Source organism: Polynucleobacter sp. 30F-ANTBAC (assembly GCF_018882385.1).
GTDB lineage: Bacteria > Pseudomonadota > Gammaproteobacteria > Burkholderiales > Burkholderiaceae > Polynucleobacter.
On sequence record NZ_JACVON010000002.1, the window covers coordinates 633,772 to 654,669 of the forward strand.

Sequence of the window (20,898 nt, forward strand, 5' to 3'; positions counted from 1 at the left end):
TGCAAATTCTTGCTTAGATTCTTCTATTTAATCCAATATTATTGGGCAAAATACAAAAGCTGAATTTATGAAAAAAACTAAAAATTACTTACTGAAGTATGTTTTGTTAACAGCAGCAATATTACTGTTTTCAATTACATTTGCCTTGGGCCTGAATTATTTTAAATTTCAGAGGTCTGTAACTAATTTATCTAATGAACGTTTTGTCATTAACGTCGCTGAGATGAAAAAGCAGGCTGAACAGTCATTGAGTCTTGGTTTTGATATATCTAATTTACCAATTGCTGATAGTGATTTAGCGGAAATTAAAGAATCTGATAGTCTGGTCACGGGAGTTTTAATTCTTGGATCAAAAGCCCAAACCTTAAGGTCTTCAAATAAGGACCTAGATAAAATTTCAGGTGAACTTGAGAGAAAAGTTTTAAGTCAGGCTAACGTAAATAAAAAATCTCCTTTTTTTATTTCTGATGGTGACTCACGTTTGGTTGGTCAGGCCATTGTTAACTCTTATGACGAGGTTGTAGCTGTTGCTTTATTAAGTTACTCATCATCACTTTTAACTCAAATTTCTAATAACATGTTGCTTCAGACCTTGCCGGTTGGCGGGGTTGCTTTTTTTATTGCAATGTTAGTTTGTACATTATTTTTCTATTTATATATTTCCAGGAATGGCGAGCCCAAGAAGTTAACTGTGAATATTATTATGGGATTGGCCTTGCTGTTCGTAAGTGGCCCTCTCACCTATGAGTCATATAGTATTTTTTCTAAAGAAGTTCCTAAGGAGCTTGTTAAATGGGGGCAAGCTTTCGGTAAAACTGAAGTAAGTCTTATTGGAAAGGCAGTCAATGAGGGAGGGTTAAGTTTGTCCCAGCTGGTTGGCGTTAAGGAGCATTTTGAGAATCAATTGGCTCAAAATTCAAACTTAGAAGGTTTAAAGATTGTTGATAAGAATAATAAGCAATTATTCCTATCGGGGGTTGATGGCACTCAGTCTACTTCTGTATCAATTAAATCTCAAGAAGGGGTTGAAGTTGGGAAAGTAGTGACATCATTGAATCCAAATCTTGCAACTCAATTAATTTCAGAAAATATTCAAGATCTTATGATTGTCTTGCTTGTCATTTTATTTATCTCCAGTGAAGTTATGGCGATGGCTAATATTGGTAAAGCTTCTCATGAGAATAACAACGATGCCCTTAGGAAAATTCGTGCGCCAGCATTCCTTATATTTTTAGCTGAAGAATTTACTAGAACTGTCATGCCTACAATTAGTCAGGAAATGTCTAATTTAAGTTATGGGTATTCGACAAGCTTATTAATTAGCTTGCCTATCGTCGTGTTCATGACAGTTGTTGCATTTGGGCAGCCCTTGAGTTCAGGGATTATTGCAAAATTTGGACGACAAAAGACCTTAGTCTTTGGTGTGATATTGTCTAGTTGCGGGTTTTTAACAGCAGCTTTGGCAAGCAATTTTGAGACATTGATCATAGCGAGAGTGATAGGGGGAATATCTTATGCGCTCTTATTTATATCTGTCCAAGATCACATCATTCAAAATACAACTAAGGTTGATAGGGCAATAGGATTTGCGCTGCTTGTAGGAACAATCATGGTTGCAACAGTTTGCGGCCCATCTCTCGGTGGAATTATTGCGGATAATTTCGGTAATAGAGTGCCTTTTGGTGTTGCTGCCATCCTTTGTTTATCTTCCTTGATATGGTTGATACCTATGGCTAATGTGATGACTGTACAACCGCAAAATTCAATTATGACGGCATACAAAGCATTAGCAGCATTGAAAACACCTGGATTTAGTGCGATTTGTTTTCTAAATGCCATACCGGCCAAAATGATCTTGGCAGGGGTTTGCTTTTATTTGGTTCCTATGTTTGTTGCAACACTAGGAAAGAATCAAGCTTTTACTGGTCGATTATTAATGATTTATGCCGTCATTATGGTGTTGTTGGTTCCTCTCGCTGCAAAATTTGCAAATACATATAAGCGGCAGGTTCTTTTTATGAATTTGGGCGCTATATTTTCAGGTATTGGATTGATTTATCTAGGTCTCTCTACAGACATATGGGCACTTGTAATTTGTATTGTGTTTATTGGATTAGGGCAAGCAATGAGTATCAGTTCTCAAAGCAGTCTTGTAGCTCAAGTAGTTGATGAAGGGTTAATTAGAAAACACTCCGAATCAGGTATTTATGGAGCGTACCGATTCAATGAGCGATTAGGTAATGCCTTTGGTCCAATTCTGGCAGCCACACTTATCGTTAGCCTAGGATATCAAAGTACATTTTTAGTTTTTGGTGTGATCTCTTTAATTGCAACCATACTTGGATATTTCATCTTATTGAAAAATCAACAAAAATTAGAATTAATTAATTAATTTTAACTTCAAGGGAAATGCAAAGTTGATAGCCTTTCCCCCAAATTGCTTTGATAGTTTCTGCGCCAGATAATTCATGGTGGTTTTTGAGTTTTGATCTAAGTCTTGAAATCGTGACTTCAATTTTTTCTTTGGTTATTTCGGGATCTCCTAGATCTGATTTTAGTTTTTCTGTCTCAATCTGATGGCTTGGAGCTATTGCTAAGATCCTAAGAATGTTGCATTCTGACCAAGTTAATTTAATTGGCGTACCCATTTTCGTGATAAGTTTTAAAGATTTTGTATCGAGAACATGACAATTTTTCGCCTTTTCACGATCTGTAACTAGCCTTTGTAGCAAGTTATTAGCGGCAAAAATAAGTTCTTTTGCTCTTGCTGGTTTTGTGATGTAAATATCTGCACCCGCCTCATAACCTTCAATTTTATTACTGCTAGTAATCCTGGCGGTGAGAATAATGACCCCAATAGAAGGGTATGCAGCCTTCACCCTCTTTAATATGTCTATCCCATCCTCGCCTGGAAGGTTTAAATCAAGAATAATTAACTTAATATCTTGATGCCTCATAATGTAATCAAGTTCCTCGCCGCAATCAGCGAGGTATACCTCCCAATCAGATTGAGAAAATACCAACTCTAGTTCTGAAGCTAGAGTTTGATTGTCTTCAACGATGGCTAATTTAAACTGATCACTCATGCGGATACGAGAAGTTTGAATTGAACAATATTTTGATCTACTTGATTAAAAATTCTGATGCCAAGTGTTTTGCATAATTCATTAATTAACCACAATCCTAATCCCATATTTTTCCCAGATTGCATTTCAAGTGAAGACTGGAATTTAGATAAAGTAATTTCTTTAAGGTGACTATTCAAGAAATTTTCAATGAGAATTTCCACTTGTTTAGAAATATTTTCTTCGGCTAGTTGAGCTTTAATCGTTATGGTTGTGTTCGGCTCTGAGTGCTTATAGGCATTATCAATCAAATTTTTCATTATGATTTCAAATGTAAATTCATTGGTTATCACATATAAGTTGCTGTCGCATGTGATATTAAATCTTTTAGACTCTAGCTTTGAGGTAATTTTTGAAATCAAATCAACTAATTTAATTTTTGAGGTTTCTAACTCTTTACTGTGATTATCTTTTTCAAGCATTAATGACCTAATGATGATTGAATTAATTTGATCAGCTGAATCAGAAATATTTTTAAATCTTTTAAAAATGCTGGGATCTGTATTGTTGTAGTTGTTTTTTAGGTTGTCAATTGATAGTTGAATAATTGAAAGTGGGGTTTTAATTTCATGAAGTAGTATCCCGATTTCTTTTTCAAGCTCAAATCGCCTATTTTTTTCTTTATTAGTTATAAGATCTTTGCTTTGATTTGCCGCGACCAAATTTTTCTTTTTTATGCTTTCCTCCTTTATGAAAATTAAAATCATAAAACTAAAGAAGGCATAAAAAAATATATTTCTACCTAAGAATATATAAGTATCATCTGCCATTGCCCCAAGAAAACCTAAGTTTAGAGCGATGTTATAAAGACCTAAGGTAACCAGTAATGTTGAAATGATTTTGATGGCATAGCTGTTCATCCAGATTACCAACTTAAAGTACACGTATATTGCTAGGGTGTAATTTACAATTGCTAGATATAAAAATGTTTTTGTATCTATGATTCCTGCTGAAATGTATTTGTATCCAATATAAGCACACAGAATAGCTGTCAGAGAAGTCGCGATTTTATATATTAAAATTTTATTTAAATGAATCCTTATATATTCATTTAAGAACAATATAAAAAATACTATTGATAGGCCAGTTATTGCCGTTGTAAATTGACTGCTTGGTATAAATGTTTGTTTGGTTATAAAGTCAATTGTTCCAGATCTTAAGAGTGATGATGCAGTGCTGGAAAGAATTCCAATCGCGAGCAAAATGGTGATGACTGACTTATTTTTACTTACTAATACAGCTGACAGCATCATGAAAATAAAAGATACGCCAACATATATACCAATATAAATACTCTCGATCGATTTCTTATTGTCAGCATCATCCCTTGAAAGAATTTCTGCGTAAAAATACACATTGCTTGTTGTGTTAATTTTTAAGTAGTAGATGTCGATAGAATCATCTTCTTCTATTTCAAACCTGTAAGCCAAGTCATTGGACTCTACAAGCGACCCTATTCTTGTGTCCCCATAAGTTTTAATAAGATTAACTTTGGTTTTTTTTTGCTGATAAAACTCAACTTTATCAAGATAGGTTGGTTTAACTCTGAGTACTAAACTAGATTTAGACTTTTCTTTTATCTTAATTTTGACCCAGTGTGTATGCGTTCCAAAGGGTTTGTTAATGGTATTGTCTGAGTCTGCAAAGTCGATAAACGGTAAGTCATCTTTTCCAACTTCATTAAATTTATCTTCAAAATAACTATATTCAGCTTTAATTTTTTCCGCATAAGCTACCTGATACATGCCCAAAGTAAAGGATCCAATGATTATCAAGAGTCTTATTAAGTGTTTCATTCCTTAGATCATATTACTTGATTGATCCCTCAAAATGTAGGAATTTGCAAGGTTTTGTGCTTTGGTTCAAATAGACTTGTCGCGTAGTTCTGTTAATTTAAATTAAAGGAAAGTTATGACTATTAAATTTATTAAACCTATTGCCATTGTTACATCAATGTTTGCTGTATTTGCAATGTTATCCACTCCTGCTTATGCTCAAAAAGGACGTAGAGCTTGCGGTGTTGTTGGCGAAGTTAATGGTGTTGCTGTTATGGCAATTCTCCAGGATCGTAACAAAGATGAAAATGGTAAAATTTGTAACAAAATAATTGATGAAATGTCTGATAAATTGAAGAAAAACCCTCAGACTGCTAGCCTACAATTGAAGAGAATTCACAAAGATTCATGTGAGAGTGTTGGTTCGATGTTCAAGTCAGCTAACTGGAACGAGCAAACTAAAGATAACTCTAGCGTTACTCCTCCTACTTATTCAAATTTCCCTGATATTTGTGATTTAATGAAAGCTGAAGATACTTACCAAGTTTCTAGAGCTCCAAATGATAAGAAAATGCCTATTTTCTCTATTACAAAAGTAAACTAATTTTTAGTTTTTTTGTCAGGCAAAACCACTCTTCGGAGTGGTTTTTTTATTTCTTTAATTTCTCGTTACGTTCTTATTTGTACTGATCATAAGATGGTAAAGGCTGCGACTTTGCCTCAACTCCGACATCTTTTGCTTTTTGTTGGTATCTAATCCCTTCGTAAATACTTTGCTCTGTAATGGTGCCACATCCAACTAATAGAAGTGTGATGAGAGAGGGCATTAGTATTTTCATAATCAAAGTTTAATAAGCTCTCTTACTTACTCTGATTTAATTTACTGGATCCCCATTGATCCAATTGCCTTTGATCATGGGCACTTTCTGCCTCAATAGAGTCTTGCGGTAATTGTTTCAAGCAGGCAGCAAGTGCCTCAGGGCTGAGGGTTTCCAACGTTTTATTTTTCTTGATTTCTTGTGGGGAGGTGCCATCCCACGCAAATGGATTATTAAAGGCAGGTGGGTCTGGTAAGCAATCATCTCGATAGATGGGTGGGGCATCATCGGCAAAAGGCGAGAATGAAATTGTCTTTTCAAAAATCAATGGCTGGCCTGTCGGTGTTGGTGGAAGAGGTGGCATCGTTTGAATAGCTTGACGCGCTAATTTTTCTGCCACGTCAGACGTTTTCCACAGCGTATCCACCTTATCTATTGAGCCATTAGGGGCAATTTGTATTTTGAAGCGCACTTGACCTTGATCTGCTCCTTCAGTGGCAGTTCCCATCATGCTACGCACTTGTTGTCCCCAAGAGTGTCTGTAGCCTTTACTATTTTTTAGTGTGTACTTGGCTGCAAAAGCCCATTCCTCAGCTGTGGGAGCGGCTGGAGCTGCTTGAGTAGCGGGGTTCTTGATGCTTAGATCCTGAGCTGCAAGAGCAGACTCTAGAGGTTCTATCTTTTTTGGTATTTCTTTCGGGTCATTTAATTGAACAACAACTGTATCTTCTAATTTCTTCGGATATGGATCTTTTGCGGGGATCCATATCCAGATAAAGCCAATATGTAATGCAATGGATAAAAATAAAGCCACCCTCAAAATAAATTGAGGGTGGCTCTTAAATCGATTAAAGAATGGCAAAAATTAACCTATTGCAGTGTCATTATGCAAATAGTTTGTCATAGGCTGCCAAGAGGCTTTGATGCATAGCGCTGGCTTCCATGTTCTCACCCAAGTCTTCTAAGCCAAAAAATCTTTCGCTTTGATCTAGGAGTGCTTTGGCTTGGCGGAGTGTTTCTTTACCGTAGAGTAGCTCTAAAGAATGATCATAAGTAGCTGGGTCATCAAATTGAATCAAGTTCTCAATACAGCGATAAACCAATCGACGGCTTGGGTTCAGTTGCTTGTAATGATGGATCCAATCGCATCCTTCTAAGATGCCTTCTTTGTCCCCAATGGCTAAAGCCAATAACGTTTTCAATTCACCGATGCGAAGCTCTTTCCAGGGTGTTCCTACTGGGATAGCTAAGCCTAAGATCTCCCAAAGAGGGCGCTCATCATTGAGGTTCTGAGTTTGAAGCTCTGAGTACAGCTCCTCGATCTCAGCGTCTGTGAGCGTGGATAGTCTTACTAGCGATGGGCGAATAAGATTGCCGACGCTGTTGTTTTCCCATTCCAGATCTTCAACAGGATAAATTTCAGACATGCCTGGTACCAATATGCGGCAAGCATACGCACCTTGCTCTGAAAAGTCGGATACGTAAGCATCGCAACCATCTGCTTCAATGCGCTGGCAAAGCCAGTTGTAATCTTCTTCTGTTGTTGAGCTAAAGTTCCAATCAACAAACGTATAGTCAGATTGCTTACTTAAAAAATTCCAACTGATCACACCGCTGGAATCCACAAAATGGATTTCTAAATTGGATACAGAGTTAATTTCATCCATATCAAACCCAGGCTCGGCAAAGTTCTCTAACGAATCAAGAGCACGGCCTTGAAGTAATTCGGTTAGGGCACGTTCAAGGGCAATTTCAAAACGAGGATGTGCGCCAAAGCTAGCAAAGCATCCTTGATCCTTGGGGTGGAGTAGGGTGACATTCATCACCGGATAGAGACCGCCTAAAGATGCATCTTTAACTAATATGCCAAAGCCAGCATCTCTAAGACCTTTAATGCCGCTAGCAATTTTTGGATAACGTGCAATCACTTCTTCAGGGACATCAGGAAGGCATAAACCCTCGCTAATAATCTTGTACTTAACGTGGCGCTCGTAGATTTCTGAGAGAGCTTGGCTGCGTGCTTCCATCATCGTGTTACCGGCAGCCATGCCATTGCTCACATATAGATTGCCAATGATGTTCACCGGAAAATAAGTGACCTCATCATCTCGTAGGCGCTTATAAGGAAGCGTGCAAATGCCACGTTCTATATTGCCGGAGTTCAAATCAACTAATACGGAGGCATCAATTGCACTATCAGGGTTGTAAAAATTGTGTAATTCAGGATTCAGAATGCCTGTAGGCCAAGCTTCGCCGTCAATGGGGAACCATTTTTCTTGAGGGTAGTGAACAAAGGCAGCTTCGCTGCGTTTCTGACCTAAATAGAAGTGAGTCCAAAAGTAATGAGTGCCAAGTCTTTCAAAAAACTCCCCGAATGCACTGGCTCGGGCTGCTAATTCAGTCGCACCTTTGCCGTTGGCAAACAGCATCGGGCAATCACGATCTTTCACGTGGGTTGACCAAATACCCTCAACAGGGTTTAAGAGTGACGATTCATTTAAGAAAAACCCACGATCTGCCAGCTTTTTCTGCATGGTAGCAATGGTGGATTCGAGAGAGGCATCTTTGCCTGGAATATAGCTTTGTGTAGTCATGCGACATTCTAATAGAGCAAGCTAAGCTAAGGTAGTGCTAGTGTGAAAAAAGGTTTAACCTGATCCTAATGAGCTTACTGAAAAAACTCTTACAACCATTCACAAAGCTACGGCAGTGGTTTGACGACATTCTGAGCTTGATCAAAGCCAATCTCAGATGAAGATCCGATTTGTTTGAGATTTTAGGGCTTTCAACAGATTTATCTATTAAAGGCTATGATCCTTTGATGAACGATAAAACCAACATCTCTCTTCACTACAACCCCCAGAGTGCCTCTGACAGAATTGCGCTCTTTTTTACTAAAGTGATGCGCTTTTTTGCAGACACGTTTTTCAGAAAGCGATACGGTCACCGTGCAGTTGTACTCGAGACGGTGGCGGGTGTTCCTGGGATGGTGGCTGGCATGTGGACGCATCTCACAAGCTTGCGCCGCATGAAACCCGGGTATGGCCCTAAGATCAGAACGCTATTAGCAGAAGCGGAAAACGAAAGAATGCATCTCATGACTTTCATTGAGATTGCTAAACCTAATGCGTTTGAGCGTTACTTGGTCTTATTTGTTCAGGCTATTTTCTGGAACTTTTATTTCATTATTTACGTCCTCTTTCCAAGAACTGCGCATCGCATTGTGGGCTATTTCGAAGAAGAAGCTGTTTATTCGTATACCGAGTATCTCAAGCAGATTGATGAAGGTGGTACGCCGAATATCTCCGCGCCGAAGATTGCAATTGATTACTGGAAGTTATCACCGGATGCAACTCTAAGAGATGTGGTGATTGCTGTGCGTGCAGATGAGACAGAGCATCGTGATGCCAATCATGAGTTTGCCAATGAATACGATGCCAAGTAAGTATTAAAAAGAACAATTAACCAGGTTACCATGCAAAGGATCAGTGCGAGCATCACAGCCGCACTACCAAAATCTTTAGCGCGCTTTGATAAACCGTGGATATCGAACGATATCCGATCAATGGCTGCTTCCACACTTGAGTTCAATAGCTCAACAATCAACACCAAAAATACGCTGGCAATCAGCAATACCTTTTCAATAGGCGTGCAGGGTAGAAATAGGGCGGTTGGAATTAATACAACTGCTAGAGCCAATTCTTGTCTAAAGGCACTTTCTTCCTCGAACGCGTATTTAAGACCATTCCAAGAATTAATGGATGCTTTGATTGCTCGCGTGATCCCTTTATTACCTTTATGAGGATTGTCTTTTATTGAGTATTTCGATTCCATTGACTCATCCATTTAAAAGACCTATTAAGCAACACCAATGTGACATATTTATGTCAGTTGGTCATCAAATATTGGTTCTAAGTAAGCTGTTTTTATATTTTTCCACTAAGAAAAATGGTGAATCCTGTATCCTTTAAAAATATCAAAGGAGAAAAAATGTCTAAAACTTTCGTGAACCGTCTAACCTTGATCGGCAACGCTGCAGTTGAGGCGCTAAATATTGAGATCAACAACCGATTTATTGCTGATGAAAATAAAAATGGTCCAGGGGATAACTATTCGGTTTATCGTGTGTTTTATGGCTTGAGTACCGCAGAAGCGAAGAAGCTCAACGAACAAGATGCTATTGAGGAGCTTTGGTACTCAGATGATTCTGAGTGGGAAGCGCCTTCTACTGGATTCACACTGTTTAGCTCGCCTGAAAAATTAGACGATCTACAGAGCCATATTCTTTTTCATGCGAGTGCCTTGGACAAGCAATTAATCGTTTGCAACCAAATCTATAACTTACCTATTAGCAAATGTTCAGTTAGATATCTTGTTCTGGATGGCCGTAAAGTTCATGAATTCAAAGCATCTGCCAAGATTGATACGCCGAAGAAGCACACGGATAAAACAGATCAAATGATTGATTTTATTCGTGAAGAAATCAAGCAAGAAGCTTTTAAGAAAATGATGAAGAAGATTTCTTGGGTTAAAAAATCCATGTATCGGTAATCACTTTATGAAAATGACTAACTGCCTCTTAGTGGTTAGTCATTGACCAGTTCATGGTTTAAGTTGTTGAAAAAAATCAATTTTTTCAATATTTACCTCAGTCCTATACCCACATGGTTTTTGGCAATTTATGCTCAATTGCAAATTTTTGCAGTTAAGGTATAGTGAATTTATGCGTATAACTACTAAAAGCCGTGCAGCTGTTACAGCCTTGATTGATTTGGCACTTCACTCTAAAGAGGGTGGTGTTGTTTCTTTAGCTGAAATTGCTGAAAGACGTGATATTTCTCTGTCTTATCTAGAGCAGTTATTTGCCTCATTGCGTAAAGCAGAGGTGGTGAATAGCTTTAGAGGGCCGGGTGGTGGCTACACACTTGCTAAAGAAGCTGATCAAATCAGTTTAAGAGATATTGTGATTGCGATTGACTACAGCAACTCTAAGACCACTGAAGCGAATGAGCTTTGGTCTTCATTGGAGACATTCATGTTGGAGCATATGTCCAGCATCAACTTGGGTATGTTGGTTCAGCAGAATTTAGATAAATTGAATCCTTTAGCGATCAAACCTAAGAAAGAAAAGGCTTTGAGCAAAGCCGCTATAGCGAGCGAGAAAAAATCAATTGCAGCAAAGCGTGACGCTGCCCCTAAAAAGAAGTTCATTGCGAACTCGGTATTTTCTTGGGCACTTTGCTCATCGAATAAAGCCAAGACGTCTTAATAGCTCTTAGGTTCTACTGACGCCTGACGTTAGACTAGGGTCGCCATACTTGAGGAAGTTCTCGCGGTGGCGGCGATAGAACAATAAACCTTCTTTCAGGCTCGCCACAGTAGCGCCCAACTCCAGCATTTTGTCCCAAAGGTTCCAGTCCTCTTGAGGGTGGTGCCCATCTTCAAAGCGCTTTTGATAGCCAATCTTCTGACCCATGGCTGTGCGATAGAGCATTGAGCCATGATGTAAATTCTGGCGATCCCAATACAGATCACCTTGATGCGGTTCTGTTTCGCCTGGCACTCGAACTAATATTTCTTCCTTGAGTTCACCGGTGACCACAATGTCATAGGTCACAATATCTGTTCTGGCATGAGAGAGTAATTCAATCGCATCAGACCTTAACCAGTTATCTGCGCCAATGAATAGAACGTATTCCGTGGCGACTCGGGAGAGCATGTCTTGAAAATTATCAACAGTACCCAAATTATCAGGTCTCAAAACAAACTCTACTTGAGGGTAGAGCTCTGGAAGATGAGTACAGTCTCCCCAGCCATCATCAACGAATAAAATTTTTGAGGGTGCTTGCGTTTGAGATAGTAAAGACTCGATGCAATGTGCTGCAAGATGCCCGTAACGATACGAGGCAATAACGACTGTGATCATGGGGAGTGATTAGACCATGAATCAGGCTTTATTTCAGAGAGGTCCTACGCGATGACCTGAATTGATGAATAATCCCACTTTACTGTGTGATTTATCACCACTTAAGCAAAGGTTAACTTCATGTTGCAGCAAGCTTCTATCGAATTAAGAGATTTAAAACTGGCTACCAAGATTGGCACGTATGGTCCGGATGATGTGATTCCAGATCATCATTTGCTGGATTTAACATTGTGGATTGATTCAAAGCTGGTACTTATTCCTCAGGATGGTATGGAGTTTGTATTTGACTATGACCCTCTAATAGAAGAAATCGATCGTATTGCAGCCGATGGGCACTATGAGACTCAAGAAAGATTGATGACGCTGATTATTAAAGCCTGCGCACAGTATCAAGCTATTCAAACTCTGGAGATTGGCTTAAGAAAAGGACCTGTCAGACGAGGTACAGGAAGTCTAGGCGTCAAAATTGCTATAGATCGGTCGAATTTGATCTCTATGCGTTAACGATCGAGTCGTCTTGCAATGGATTGCATGCCTGGTCTGATATACAAGAATCCTTTATAAGCAATCTCTAATATAACTAGCATACCTGGTAGTTTTGCAAACTTAGCTAACCAACGCCATCCCGGCAATCTGTCCCACATCGCCACAAATGCTGCGGCACCATCCATGCGTGAGCCATCTTCTTTTTCAACATGGAAACGCGCTAACAATTGATCGCGATCAGCCGGATAAGAAACCGTCTCAGACGACTTTTGACTGATATCCACAAAGCATAGTGAGCTATCTGAATCCTTCTCTGCTAAACCTTTAACGTGAGCAATCTCTCTTCTGCAGAGTGGACAAGCGCCATCGTAGAGAACTTTGAGTAATTCTGGTTTAGGAGTGAGTGTCATGTTGGATCGATCTAAAAGTGAGGTTTATTCGTGGGGGTGTTGCTACTTTTGTCGTTAGTAAGCTGTGTACCCAGTAGTTTTGTGTAGGTGGATGCATCAGTAAAACACTGCCATGTTGTAAAGTCACATTCACTTTGTCTGTGTCAGTGGTGTGTTTAAAAGAAAACTTTCGAGAAGCACCCAAGCTCACTGAAACAATGGGCGAGTTAGGGTCTAATTCTTTTTCATTATCACTGTGCCAACCCATGCCTTCTTCACCAGTGTGATAAAGGTTTAGTAAGCAGGAGTTAAACACGCCGCCGCAGAGCTTTTCAAGTCGCCCCTTGATTTCTAGAAGTTCGGGGGTCCAGGCCTGTGGTTCCTTCTTGACCTGAGAGTAGGTGTAGGAGCAACCTTCATGAGCGACCCAAGCCACCTTTCTCTTGGTGGTGATCAGCTTCCCAAACATCATGATTTGATCAAATTGCCAGTCCAAAGACTGCAACAATTGCTGGAACAGAAGGGTACTTTCGGACTCATTGAAAAATCCTGGCATGTAATCGACTCGACCATCTTTATCTAAGATTGTCAGAGTCTGCTGATTTTCTTGAAGATCAAATAATGAAGATTGCATCATGACTTATTTGGAGTGAGATGCGAGATAACCATCATCACAGCACGGACACTCTAAAAACTCTAGAATGGGGGTATTCACTAAATTCAATGCAAAAAAGGTTTCTATGAGCGCACCCGATACAAGATGTTGTGGTTCAGGCGTTTGCATCATTAATCCACAAGGCGAGTGCTGGTGTGGCCAATTTTGGAACGGTGAAAAGATGGCGCATCCTGCTCTTAAAATCATTGAACCCGAAGATGACGCCGCCGATAACTCCACCAACAAGCCTCATCTCAATGAATAACTAATTTTCTTAAATCATCATCCTCAATAATTTCAGTGATGAGATCTAAACGTATTCTGGGATTGATTTGCCCTAGTAGATGATTCTTGACGGATAAAGAGAGTGGTAATAACTCCGCTAAGCGATTGGCCACCCAACCGCAGTCATTAGGATCTGTCGCTGCCTTAAACAAAGGTTCTTCAATCAGGGTTTGGCTCTGAATCATTTCGATCATTTCATGAAGAAGGTTTGCTACCTTTTGGTGCTCTGATGGAATCGGTGAAGGAGGATCGTTTTCCAGAAGCTCAACTTGACCAATCCAAAGACCGTCTGGTTCTTGCGCAGCACTTAAAAGTTTGAAGCGTTGCGTGCCAACCGATCGTGTCATATAAACCGTTGGTTGAACTGGATCAAAATCTTCAATGACCGCTAGCGTACCAATGTCTGAGAAGCTCTGGTTCACTGGTACGAGATCATTCGAATCTGAACCAAAGCTATTGGTCTTAATAATACTAATGACACCGAAAGGCGTCCCTTCACGGAAGCATTTTTTGATCATATCTAAATAACGAGCTTCAAAAATCTTCAAAGGAATGATGCCGTCTGGGAACAGAATCGTGCCTAATGGAAATAATGGAATTGTCATATGTTTGGGTGAGCTCATACGACTAATTTAAAGGATTTGACTTAATCTTGCTGGCGCTCCCGAAAGCCCTTATAAATAACGCCTATTTCTTTCGGTTGTATAGTATGTGAATTCACTTCATCTGGGCGAGATTGATCGATTGGAGTGATTGTTTAAAAAGTTAAGGGTCTGATTTCATTGTGAAAATAATTGTTTATTGGTTTCGAGGGGATCTTCGTCTAACGGATAACCCTGGCTTCTTAAGTTCTTGTGCCGATGCCGAGTATGTATTGCCAATTTATATTCATGATTCAAAAGACCTACTGGATTCTGAATGGGGTTTCCCAAGAAGGGGGTCCTATCGGCAGCAGTTTCTATCAGAGTCCCTTTGCGATCTGAAGTTGCAACTTCAGCAAAGAGGTTCTGACCTGGTTGAGTTATCAGGCAGCCCCGATGTGGTTATACCCAACTTAATTAAAACCATCGGGTCTGCAGAAGTTTATTGTCAGAGGATTCAAGCGCCTGAAGAACAGGGCGACATTCACCAGTTGACCAAGCAAGGCGTCTTTGTCAAAGAGTTTTGGCAGTCCACTATGGTCGATCCTAAGGATCTACCGTTTGATATAGAAGATATGCCAGATGTCTTTACGGCTTTTCGCCAAAAGATAGAAAACGCTAAGATTAGGTTTGCAAAACCAGAAGCTATTCCTACAAGCATCCCACCTTTGCCGATGGATCTGCGCAAGATCCTTCAAAAACAAGATACCCCAAACTCCCAAAATTATTCCCATGCCCATGAATCAACTGAGGCACCACTATTGATTTTTAAAGGTGGCGAAAGAGCAGCAAGATTGCATGTGGAGCAATATTTTGAGCGTCGTTTACCAGACACCTATAAAGAGACTCGCAATCAGCTACTGGGTATGGATTACTCAAGTAAATTTTCACCTTGGTTGGCGCAGGGTTGTATTTCAGCTAGATCGATTGCTCAAGACCTCGATCACTATGAAAAACAGTATGGTGCGAATGACGGCACTTATTGGTTATGGTTTGAGTTGCTGTGGAGAGACTATTTCGCATTCTTGCCATTTAAGTACGGTAAGAAGCTCTTTCATCGTCGAGGTCTTAGTGACAAGCCTGTGGGCAAGATCAATCTCAGCCAGCTAAACCAATGGATCAATGGTCAAACCAAGGAGCCATTTGTTAATGCAGCAATGAAAGAGTTATCGTCAACTGGTTTTATGTCCAACCGGATGCGTCAGATTGTGGCCAGTTACTGGATCTACGACATGGGTGGCGATTGGAGAGCAGGTGCTGCTTGGTTTGAGTCGCAGCTAATTGATTATGACGTTTATAGCAATCAAGGTAATTGGTTGTATATCGCAGGCCGTGGTACGGATCCAAGAGGTGGACGACCCTTTAATGTGGCGAAACAGATGCATGACCACGATCCTGATAGGGTTTATCAAAATCACTGGCTTTAGAGTATTGCTACACAGAGCAAATTTTTGTTCTCGGTAGCATAATTGTTATCTCCATAAAATCTTAAAGCACCCCTTAAATGCCTGTAGGTGAGTCCATCTTTGCCTTTGTTGATATCGAAACGACAGGTTCTCGATCGCACATCGATCGCATCACTGAAATTGGCATTTTGACCTTGGATGATCAAGAGATCAGTGAGTGGTCGACGCTCATTAATCCTGACACTTACATACCCAAGAATATTCAACAACTAACGGGTATTACCCCTGAAATGGTGGCGACAAAGCCACGTTTCGAAGATATTGCCCAAGATCTTTTCATTGAGCTAAAAGACAAAATATTCATTGCTCATAACGCTCGTTTTGATCATGGCTTTATTCGAGATGAGTTTAAGCGGGTGGGGATTTATTTTCAGCCTAAGGTCTTGTGTACCGTCAAACTCTCAAGGCGCCTATTCCCCAACCAGGCTAGACATAATTTAGATACATTGATACAAGTTCATAACCTTCATGTGAGTGCTCGCCATAGAGCTTTGGGTGATGCCCAGCTTATTTACCAATTTTGGCAACGTTGCGAAGCATTGTTCGGTCGCGAACGCTTGTTAGAAGAAGTACATTTTCTATTAGGACGACCAAGCTTGCCTCCGCATATTGATCGTGAAATGGTCGATGAATTACCTAATAAGCCCGGAGTTTATATTTTTTATGCTGAAAATAAACAAGTTCTTTATATTGGTAAAAGTATCGATATCAAATCGAGAGTGATGGGCCATTTTTATTCGGCACTAACTAATCGAAAAGAAATGAAAATATCTCTTCAGGTCAGGGATATTGATTGGATTGAGACAGGGGGTGAGTTAGGCGCTCTTTTGTTGGAGTCTCGCCTGATTAAAGAAAAGCTGCCTAGCTTTAACATCAAACTCCGAAAATCCAAGGACCTCTGCGCATGGCGCATGGATGAAGGGGCTGATTCAGCAGGCTCATTGACTGAGGGGCCGCATATTAAACTCAACTTAGTTAACCATCATGATTTGCAATCTGGTAAGCAAAATAATTTATATGGTTTGTTCTATAGCAAGCGAGAGGCGCTCAGCGCTTTACAAGCTATTGCGAAAAAGAACCAGCTTTGTGAGGGCTTGTTAGGCTTTGAAAAATTACAACAAGGCGCCTCTTGCTTTGGTTATCATGTCAAACAGTGTAATGGAGCTTGTGTTGGTGAAGAATCATCCCAAATACATAATTTAAGACTTAAAACAGCCCTGCAAAAGCTTAAAATTAATACATGGCCGTACTCTGGTGCCATTGCTATTAAAGAGGAAGACGATTTACACCTATTTGATCATTGGTGTTATCTGGGAACAGCCATTGATGAAAATGAAGTCTATGAGTTACTGGAGGATGGGCAACCAGAGTTTGATCTAGATATTTATAAGATCATTAAAAATGCACTCAAAAATTATTCGAGGGATTTGATCATTCAGATTCCTCCAGCAAGAAATATTTCGGAACAGTCATTTTAAAAAATAAAGAGCATTCATGAACCAACAAAGAATTGCCATCATTGGCGCAGGTATCTCTGGCTTAGCTTGTGCAGCAGAGTTAGTGAAGTCTGGTTTTGAGGTATCTGTTTTTGATAAGAGCCGAGGTGTGGGTGGTCGTATGAGCCATCGGTACTTCCAAGAGTGGGGTGCTGACCATGGTGCTCAGTATTTCACGGTGAAAGATGAACGTTTTTCTGACGAGTTAAAAAAATGGCAAGCCGCTGGCGTAGTGGAGGCCTGGAATGGCAAGATCGTTTCCTTTGATCATGGGAATGTCACTGATCTTAAAAAGGAAACTCATCGTTATGTGGGCGTGCCTACGATGAGTGCCCCTGCAAAGTATTTAGCAGAGTCATTGAACGTATCGCTTTTAAACACCATTACAGAGTTAAAACATCAAAAGCCTCAAAGAGGCTCAAAAAATAAAAATGGCACTTGGCAGTTGGTGTCGAAAGAACATGGTTTATTACCTCAAGAATTTGATCATGTCGTTTTAGCGATACCATCGCCACAAGCTAAAGTCTTAATTGGGGAGCATTCCGATCAATTAACAGAGACGTGTGATCAAGTTGTGATGTTGCCATGTTGGACATTGATGGCGTATCTTAAAAACCCACTGAATCTATTATTTGATGGTGCCTTTGTTGAAAACCATCTCTTTTCTTGGATGGCGCGAGATAGCAACAAGCCTGGTAGATCGCCTTATGAGTCTTGGGTGGCACAAGCTAGCTCAGCATGGTCGTTAGAGCATATCGATTTGAGTCAAACTGAAGCAGAGATGCTCTTGTTAGAGGGCTTTAAAGAGCTAACAGGGGTGGAGTGTGATCTTTACCAGACCCATCTATGGCGTTACTCCAGGCTTGAAACACCCAGTGAGACTAACTTTGTGCTGGATACCTACATGAACATGAGTGTTTGTGGAGATTGGCTCAGAAACTCAACGGTGGAGGGTGCTTGGATGAGTGGTCACGCTTTAGCCCAAAGACTTAGCCTGATGGGTAGCATTGATACCCTTTAATTAAAGCCAAAATAGTGCGGTACGGCCCTTGTATTTAAAACAATGCCGCCCTGAGAAGGTGGGAGACTTAATCTGTTGAGTAGTTCAGGGGGCAAAGATTGAAGTTTTTCATAATCTTGTGACCGACTAAAAACGCCATTTCGCCAGTTATAAACTTCAGATAACTTCTCGTTGTAGAAATAATGATGACCGTTGTCATTGTAAAAATCATCAAACTTGGCTCGCCCCATGTAAATCGAATTAGAGCCTTCGTATCCAGCCTTATCTGAACTCTTTGGATCGGTATTGATAAAGTAAACCCAGTCACCTGGAATAAAGTTCAATGGCGCTACCTTCTGTTTAACTGTCAGTAGCTTGGCTTGCTTGGAGAGTACTTTCTTATCCTTTTCCAGGTATTGCCACATCAACTCTGGTTCGATATTCACCAGTACTTCACCATCGCTTCGAAGCGTATCTTTAATCTTTTGAGCGGTTTTAGAGTCTTGCTTAATTCTTTGGTAGTAATCCAATATGCCTTGAATAAAGACAATCTTAGTGGCGGTATAGCAACCAACTGAGCAGCTGTCTTCATTGATAAAAAAGTCGCTCATTGCTTCTGATAGAGGTTTGCCAGGTTTAAGCGTGCCGTTTTCCCAGTAGGCCTCATTCCATTTAGCAGAAGAGCCATCAGGAAACTTCCAGTGCAGATGCTCGGCCCAAGCAACAATCATTTGCCTGACATTGACATGATCTTCAAACGCTTCAAATGTGCATGAAGGACCTTTGAAGATGGTTTCACGTCCGGACTGCATCAAAGCCAAGGCAATTTCTTTTTTAGAAACAGTGTGGACATCCCTTTTGCCATTCGCAGCAGGCAACTGAATAAGCTCTTCCTGGATATTGAATTGGGGGTTCCAGCGTAGGTAAAGCGTACTGTTCTCTAAAGTCGTCTTCTTTAAGCGAAGTTCAAGCTTATCGGAGCTCAATTGTTTTTTATAAAAATCTTGATCAATACCCAGCTGCTTGAAGTAGTTGTATAGCTTTGCATCAATCGTGTTTAATTTTTCGCGATCGCATTCAAATACCAAACCTTCAGCAAGGGATTGCTGAGAAATTACTAAACAAAAAGAGAGCAGAATCGTTTTAAAAGTCATGGTGAGTGTTCAATTATCACGGCCAGAAGTCTTGCTTTCTATTTAAGATTTTCTGAGTATCAATAAGCAATCAATAATAATCTTATTTATTGTATTGATAGTTAAATTAAAGTAGTCATTAATCTATGAGTTGTTATGAAAAGATTTTTAGTGAGTGGTTTTTTAGTGCTCATAAAAAAGCCTTGAATAATCAGCCGAAGCATTAATTATTTCAAGGCATTATTTTTTATTAAGAATGACGATTAGGCTTTCTTAAATCTTTTTTTCCTTATTTGGTTAATGCGATAAATGCCAAATGCAATAACTGGTGTACAGATCGCACCAATCAATTCAGGAGAGAGTCCTAAATGGAAAACATTAGCGCCCTTGGCAGTATAAATAATTAGGCTGACGGCATAGTAGGTCAGTACTAGAACGGATAAACCTTCAACTGTTTCTTGGAGTCTCAATTGCAATTGAGCGCGCTCATCCATGCTGGCTAGTAATTGCTGTGTTTGACTTTCATTCACGTACTCAATGCGCGTGCGTAAAATTTGCGTGGTTCTAGAGATTCGATCTGATAACTCTTTGAGGCGGCGTTGTGTCCATGAGCAAGTGCTCATAGCGGGTGCAAAACGACGATCCATAAACTCTGATAAAGTTTGTACGCCAGCGATAGGCGTTTCATTGAGCTCTTCTAAGTTCTTGTTCACTAATTGGCTATAGGCTTCGGCTGCTGTGAAACGTAAACCGTGCTCTGAAATCCACTCCTCAATTTTAGAAGCTAGGATTGAAATGCGTTGTAAGAATTCGCCATCTTGATTAGGGCTAATAGATTCTTTACTTTGGGCATTAGAGATTTCTTTGGAAAGATTGGCTAGCTCTGCTTCAGCAAGTCGCAAAGGATGAGACAAGCCTTTGGCAACAGGGAAAGCCATCATGGAAGCCATGCGATAAGTTTCAGTTTCAGTAATGCGCCTTGCTACACGACCGGCTTGCCTTGAGCCCATGCCAGCGTGAGGTACTAAATACGAAATATAGCCATCTTCATTAATTTGCAAATCGGTCCATAGCTGAGCTTTTTTACTGCTCAAAATATTGCTGCCTAATAAGGTATTGCCTGAAAACAGTTGAGCGACTTGTTCCGCGTCGGTAAATAGTTCTCGATCTTCAAAAGCAATATCAATAGCAGCAATTCTGAGGCCGCCGGATTCATGTATCGGTGCAACACCCAAGCCCTTTAAAACCTGATTCACTTGCGCTTCAATTTGGGGGCGATTTGTAATATGAGAGGCGTTGAGCAAACTGTTTTGCTGAACTACGGCAGAGATGGATGCAAATTCACCATGCAACTCCCATTTCACAATCATGCGATGGGGGGCGGCCTGCAACTCCACCATCCGATAACTTTGGACATGCTCATCTTCGGCAGGCTGGTTCATTTTTGTACAAATAGACTTGATCCACGCAATTTGCTTGGCTCGATCTTTAGCATCCAATAAAAAGGCTTGGTTCAAGATCCGATCTTTCGGCCATAGAGCAACAGGGGGTCTTGAATGGATCTCTTCGTGGAGTGCTGCTCTTAAAGGATGGTCGTATAAGCGCATAAGTATTTTTAATTTAATTCTTGATTAACTCTACTGTATCGCAATAAGAGGGCAACTTATGCAATAAATGGCTTTTAATTCAAAGAGTTAATTAGT

The 20,898-nt window shown here is 40.1% G+C and carries 22 protein-coding genes; 10 read left to right on the forward strand and 12 right to left on the reverse strand.

Going from position 1 to position 20,898, the window contains the following annotated elements; translation table 11 throughout:
- Positions 1–67 precede the first annotated feature (67 nt).
- Positions 68–2,392: an MFS transporter gene (locus ICN28_RS08705; RefSeq protein ID WP_216287931.1), complete on the forward strand. Its 2,325-nt coding sequence runs from the start codon at positions 68–70 to the stop codon at positions 2,390–2,392.
- Here ICN28_RS08705 and ICN28_RS08710 read toward each other — a convergent pair.
- Together ICN28_RS08710 and ICN28_RS08715 are read right to left on the reverse strand one after the other, a co-directional pair.
- Positions 2,385–3,086, reverse strand: a complete 702-nt coding sequence (locus tag ICN28_RS08710; protein WP_216287933.1) for a response regulator transcription factor — start codon at positions 3,084–3,086, stop codon at positions 2,385–2,387. The two genes, ICN28_RS08705 and ICN28_RS08710, sit on opposite strands and share 8 nt — an antisense overlap.
- Positions 3,083–4,870 carry a 7TM-DISM domain-containing protein gene (locus ICN28_RS08715; protein WP_216287935.1) on the reverse strand — a complete coding sequence of 596 codons (1,788 nt, stop codon included), beginning with the start codon at positions 4,868–4,870 and terminating at the stop codon, positions 3,083–3,085. Before ICN28_RS08715 ends, ICN28_RS08710 begins: the two co-directional genes overlap by 4 nt.
- Positions 4,871–5,036: 166 nt before the next feature.
- Between ICN28_RS08715 and ICN28_RS08720 the strand changes: the two genes are divergently transcribed.
- Positions 5,037–5,504 (forward strand): hypothetical protein, encoded by a 468-nt coding sequence (locus tag ICN28_RS08720; RefSeq protein ID WP_216287937.1) that lies wholly within the window; start codon positions 5,037–5,039, stop codon positions 5,502–5,504.
- Between the two features lie 73 nt (positions 5,505–5,577).
- Here the strand turns inward: ICN28_RS08720 and ICN28_RS08725 are convergent, their stop codons facing one another.
- From ICN28_RS08725 to ycaO, 3 genes are read right to left on the reverse strand one after another with little or no spacing between them, the layout of a single operon-like run.
- Positions 5,578–5,727: a hypothetical protein gene (locus tag ICN28_RS08725; protein WP_216287938.1), complete on the reverse strand. Its 150-nt coding sequence runs from the start codon at positions 5,725–5,727 to the stop codon at positions 5,578–5,580.
- 34 nt (positions 5,728–5,761) lie between these two features.
- Complete coding sequence (locus ICN28_RS08730; RefSeq protein ID WP_216287941.1) at positions 5,762–6,580, reverse strand: energy transducer TonB; 819 nt, start codon at positions 6,578–6,580, stop codon at positions 5,762–5,764.
- Positions 6,581–6,602: 22 nt separating this feature from the next.
- Positions 6,603–8,312 (reverse strand): 30S ribosomal protein S12 methylthiotransferase accessory factor YcaO, encoded by a 1,710-nt coding sequence (gene ycaO / locus ICN28_RS08735; RefSeq protein WP_216287943.1) that lies wholly within the window; start codon positions 8,310–8,312, stop codon positions 6,603–6,605.
- 227 nt (positions 8,313–8,539) lie between these two features.
- Between ycaO and ICN28_RS08740 the strand changes: the two genes are divergently transcribed.
- Positions 8,540–9,163 (forward strand): alternative oxidase, encoded by a 624-nt coding sequence (locus ICN28_RS08740; RefSeq protein ID WP_216287945.1) that lies wholly within the window; start codon positions 8,540–8,542, stop codon positions 9,161–9,163.
- On the opposite strand, the gene ICN28_RS08745 is transcribed toward ICN28_RS08740, so the two are convergent.
- Positions 9,130–9,552 (reverse strand): diacylglycerol kinase, encoded by a 423-nt coding sequence (locus tag ICN28_RS08745; RefSeq protein ID WP_255536198.1) that lies wholly within the window; start codon positions 9,550–9,552, stop codon positions 9,130–9,132. The two genes, ICN28_RS08740 and ICN28_RS08745, sit on opposite strands and share 34 nt — an antisense overlap.
- A gap of 156 nt (positions 9,553–9,708) precedes the next feature.
- On the opposite strand from ICN28_RS08745, the gene ICN28_RS08750 reads away from it, so the two are divergent.
- Together ICN28_RS08750 and ICN28_RS08755 are read left to right on the forward strand one after the other, a co-directional pair.
- Positions 9,709–10,269 carry a hypothetical protein gene (locus ICN28_RS08750; protein ID WP_216287947.1) on the forward strand — a complete coding sequence of 187 codons (561 nt, stop codon included), beginning with the start codon at positions 9,709–9,711 and terminating at the stop codon, positions 10,267–10,269.
- A 172-nt stretch (positions 10,270–10,441) separates the two neighbouring features.
- Positions 10,442–10,987 carry an Rrf2 family transcriptional regulator gene (locus ICN28_RS08755; protein ID WP_216287948.1) on the forward strand — a complete coding sequence of 182 codons (546 nt, stop codon included), beginning with the start codon at positions 10,442–10,444 and terminating at the stop codon, positions 10,985–10,987.
- A gap of 6 nt (positions 10,988–10,993) precedes the next feature.
- Here ICN28_RS08755 and ICN28_RS08760 read toward each other — a convergent pair whose 3' ends face one another.
- Positions 10,994–11,644, reverse strand: coding sequence for a glycosyltransferase (locus ICN28_RS08760; protein WP_216287949.1), 651 nt, complete (start codon positions 11,642–11,644; stop codon positions 10,994–10,996).
- Between the two features lie 120 nt (positions 11,645–11,764).
- Between ICN28_RS08760 and ICN28_RS08765 the strand changes: the two genes are divergently transcribed.
- On the forward strand, positions 11,765–12,148 hold the full coding sequence (locus ICN28_RS08765) for a dihydroneopterin aldolase (RefSeq protein ID WP_216287950.1): 384 nt from the start codon (positions 11,765–11,767) through the stop codon (positions 12,146–12,148).
- Here ICN28_RS08765 and ICN28_RS08770 read toward each other — a convergent pair.
- Positions 12,145–12,540 (reverse strand): thiol-disulfide oxidoreductase DCC family protein, encoded by a 396-nt coding sequence (locus ICN28_RS08770; RefSeq protein ID WP_216287951.1) that lies wholly within the window; start codon positions 12,538–12,540, stop codon positions 12,145–12,147. The two genes, ICN28_RS08765 and ICN28_RS08770, sit on opposite strands and share 4 nt — an antisense overlap.
- Positions 12,524–13,156: an alpha-ketoglutarate-dependent dioxygenase AlkB gene (locus ICN28_RS08775; protein WP_216287953.1), complete on the reverse strand. Its 633-nt coding sequence runs from the start codon at positions 13,154–13,156 to the stop codon at positions 12,524–12,526. Before ICN28_RS08775 ends, ICN28_RS08770 begins: the two co-directional genes overlap by 17 nt.
- A 103-nt stretch (positions 13,157–13,259) precedes the next feature.
- On the opposite strand from ICN28_RS08775, the gene ICN28_RS08780 reads away from it, so the two are divergent.
- Entirely contained in the window at positions 13,260–13,439 is a 180-nt protein-coding gene (locus ICN28_RS08780) for a hypothetical protein (RefSeq protein ID WP_216287955.1), read from the forward strand.
- On the opposite strand, the gene ICN28_RS08785 is transcribed toward ICN28_RS08780, so the two are convergent.
- Positions 13,429–14,064, reverse strand: coding sequence for an LON peptidase substrate-binding domain-containing protein (locus ICN28_RS08785; protein WP_255536199.1), 636 nt, complete (start codon positions 14,062–14,064; stop codon positions 13,429–13,431). The two genes, ICN28_RS08780 and ICN28_RS08785, sit on opposite strands and share 11 nt — an antisense overlap.
- A gap of 179 nt (positions 14,065–14,243) precedes the next feature.
- Between ICN28_RS08785 and ICN28_RS08790 the strand changes: the two genes are divergently transcribed.
- The 3 genes from ICN28_RS08790 (at position 14,244) to ICN28_RS08800 (ending at position 18,083) form a co-directional block, all read left to right on the forward strand.
- Complete coding sequence (locus ICN28_RS08790; RefSeq protein ID WP_216287960.1) at positions 14,244–15,527, forward strand: DASH family cryptochrome; 1,284 nt, start codon at positions 14,244–14,246, stop codon at positions 15,525–15,527.
- A 77-nt stretch (positions 15,528–15,604) separates the two neighbouring features.
- Positions 15,605–17,044 carry a 3'-5' exonuclease family protein gene (locus ICN28_RS08795; protein WP_216287965.1) on the forward strand — a complete coding sequence of 480 codons (1,440 nt, stop codon included), beginning with the start codon at positions 15,605–15,607 and terminating at the stop codon, positions 17,042–17,044.
- Between the two features lie 16 nt (positions 17,045–17,060).
- Positions 17,061–18,083 carry an NAD(P)/FAD-dependent oxidoreductase gene (locus ICN28_RS08800; protein ID WP_216287966.1) on the forward strand — a complete coding sequence of 341 codons (1,023 nt, stop codon included), beginning with the start codon at positions 17,061–17,063 and terminating at the stop codon, positions 18,081–18,083.
- Here the strand turns inward: ICN28_RS08800 and ICN28_RS08805 are convergent.
- Together ICN28_RS08805 and ICN28_RS08810 are read right to left on the reverse strand one after the other, a co-directional pair.
- Entirely contained in the window at positions 18,080–19,216 is a 1,137-nt protein-coding gene (locus tag ICN28_RS08805; protein WP_216287967.1) for a hypothetical protein, read from the reverse strand. The two genes, ICN28_RS08800 and ICN28_RS08805, sit on opposite strands and share 4 nt — an antisense overlap.
- Positions 19,217–19,458: 242 nt before the next feature.
- Positions 19,459–20,802, reverse strand: a complete 1,344-nt coding sequence (locus tag ICN28_RS08810) for a DUF3422 domain-containing protein (protein ID WP_216287968.1) — start codon at positions 20,800–20,802, stop codon at positions 19,459–19,461.
- Positions 20,803–20,898 lie beyond the last annotated feature (96 nt).

Excerpts from the sequence above, each read along its gene's own strand:
- ICN28_RS08705 (WP_216287931.1), top strand. The coding sequence starts at position 68 with ATGAAAAAAACTAAAAATTACTTACTGAAGTATGTTTTGTTAACAGCA.
- ICN28_RS08710 (WP_216287933.1), bottom strand. The coding sequence starts at position 3,086 with ATGAGTGATCAGTTTAAATTAGCCATCGTTGAAGACAATCAAACTCTA.
- ICN28_RS08715 (WP_216287935.1), bottom strand. The coding sequence starts at position 4,870 with ATGTATCAGGTAGCTTATGCGGAAAAAATTAAAGCTGAATATAGTTAT.
- ICN28_RS08720 (WP_216287937.1), top strand. The coding sequence starts at position 5,037 with ATGACTATTAAATTTATTAAACCTATTGCCATTGTTACATCAATGTTT.
- ICN28_RS08725 (WP_216287938.1), bottom strand. The coding sequence starts at position 5,727 with ATGCCCTCTCTCATCACACTTCTATTAGTTGGATGTGGCACCATTACA.
- ycaO (WP_216287943.1), bottom strand. The coding sequence starts at position 8,312 with ATGACTACACAAAGCTATATTCCAGGCAAAGATGCCTCTCTCGAATCC.
- ICN28_RS08740 (WP_216287945.1), top strand. The coding sequence starts at position 8,540 with ATGAACGATAAAACCAACATCTCTCTTCACTACAACCCCCAGAGTGCC.
- ICN28_RS08745 (WP_255536198.1), bottom strand. The coding sequence starts at position 9,552 with ATGGAATCGAAATACTCAATAAAAGACAATCCTCATAAAGGTAATAAA.
- ICN28_RS08750 (WP_216287947.1), top strand. The coding sequence starts at position 9,709 with ATGTCTAAAACTTTCGTGAACCGTCTAACCTTGATCGGCAACGCTGCA.
- ICN28_RS08755 (WP_216287948.1), top strand. The coding sequence starts at position 10,442 with ATGCGTATAACTACTAAAAGCCGTGCAGCTGTTACAGCCTTGATTGAT.
- ICN28_RS08760 (WP_216287949.1), bottom strand. The coding sequence starts at position 11,644 with ATGATCACAGTCGTTATTGCCTCGTATCGTTACGGGCATCTTGCAGCA.
- ICN28_RS08765 (WP_216287950.1), top strand. The coding sequence starts at position 11,765 with ATGTTGCAGCAAGCTTCTATCGAATTAAGAGATTTAAAACTGGCTACC.
- ICN28_RS08770 (WP_216287951.1), bottom strand. The coding sequence starts at position 12,540 with ATGACACTCACTCCTAAACCAGAATTACTCAAAGTTCTCTACGATGGC.
- ICN28_RS08775 (WP_216287953.1), bottom strand. The coding sequence starts at position 13,156 with ATGATGCAATCTTCATTATTTGATCTTCAAGAAAATCAGCAGACTCTG.
- ICN28_RS08780 (WP_216287955.1), top strand. The coding sequence starts at position 13,260 with ATGAGCGCACCCGATACAAGATGTTGTGGTTCAGGCGTTTGCATCATT.
- ICN28_RS08785 (WP_255536199.1), bottom strand. The coding sequence starts at position 14,064 with ATGACAATTCCATTATTTCCATTAGGCACGATTCTGTTCCCAGACGGC.
- ICN28_RS08795 (WP_216287965.1), top strand. The coding sequence starts at position 15,605 with ATGCCTGTAGGTGAGTCCATCTTTGCCTTTGTTGATATCGAAACGACA.
- ICN28_RS08800 (WP_216287966.1), top strand. The coding sequence starts at position 17,061 with ATGAACCAACAAAGAATTGCCATCATTGGCGCAGGTATCTCTGGCTTA.
- ICN28_RS08805 (WP_216287967.1), bottom strand. The coding sequence starts at position 19,216 with ATGACTTTTAAAACGATTCTGCTCTCTTTTTGTTTAGTAATTTCTCAG.
- ICN28_RS08810 (WP_216287968.1), bottom strand. The coding sequence starts at position 20,802 with ATGCGCTTATACGACCATCCTTTAAGAGCAGCACTCCACGAAGAGATC.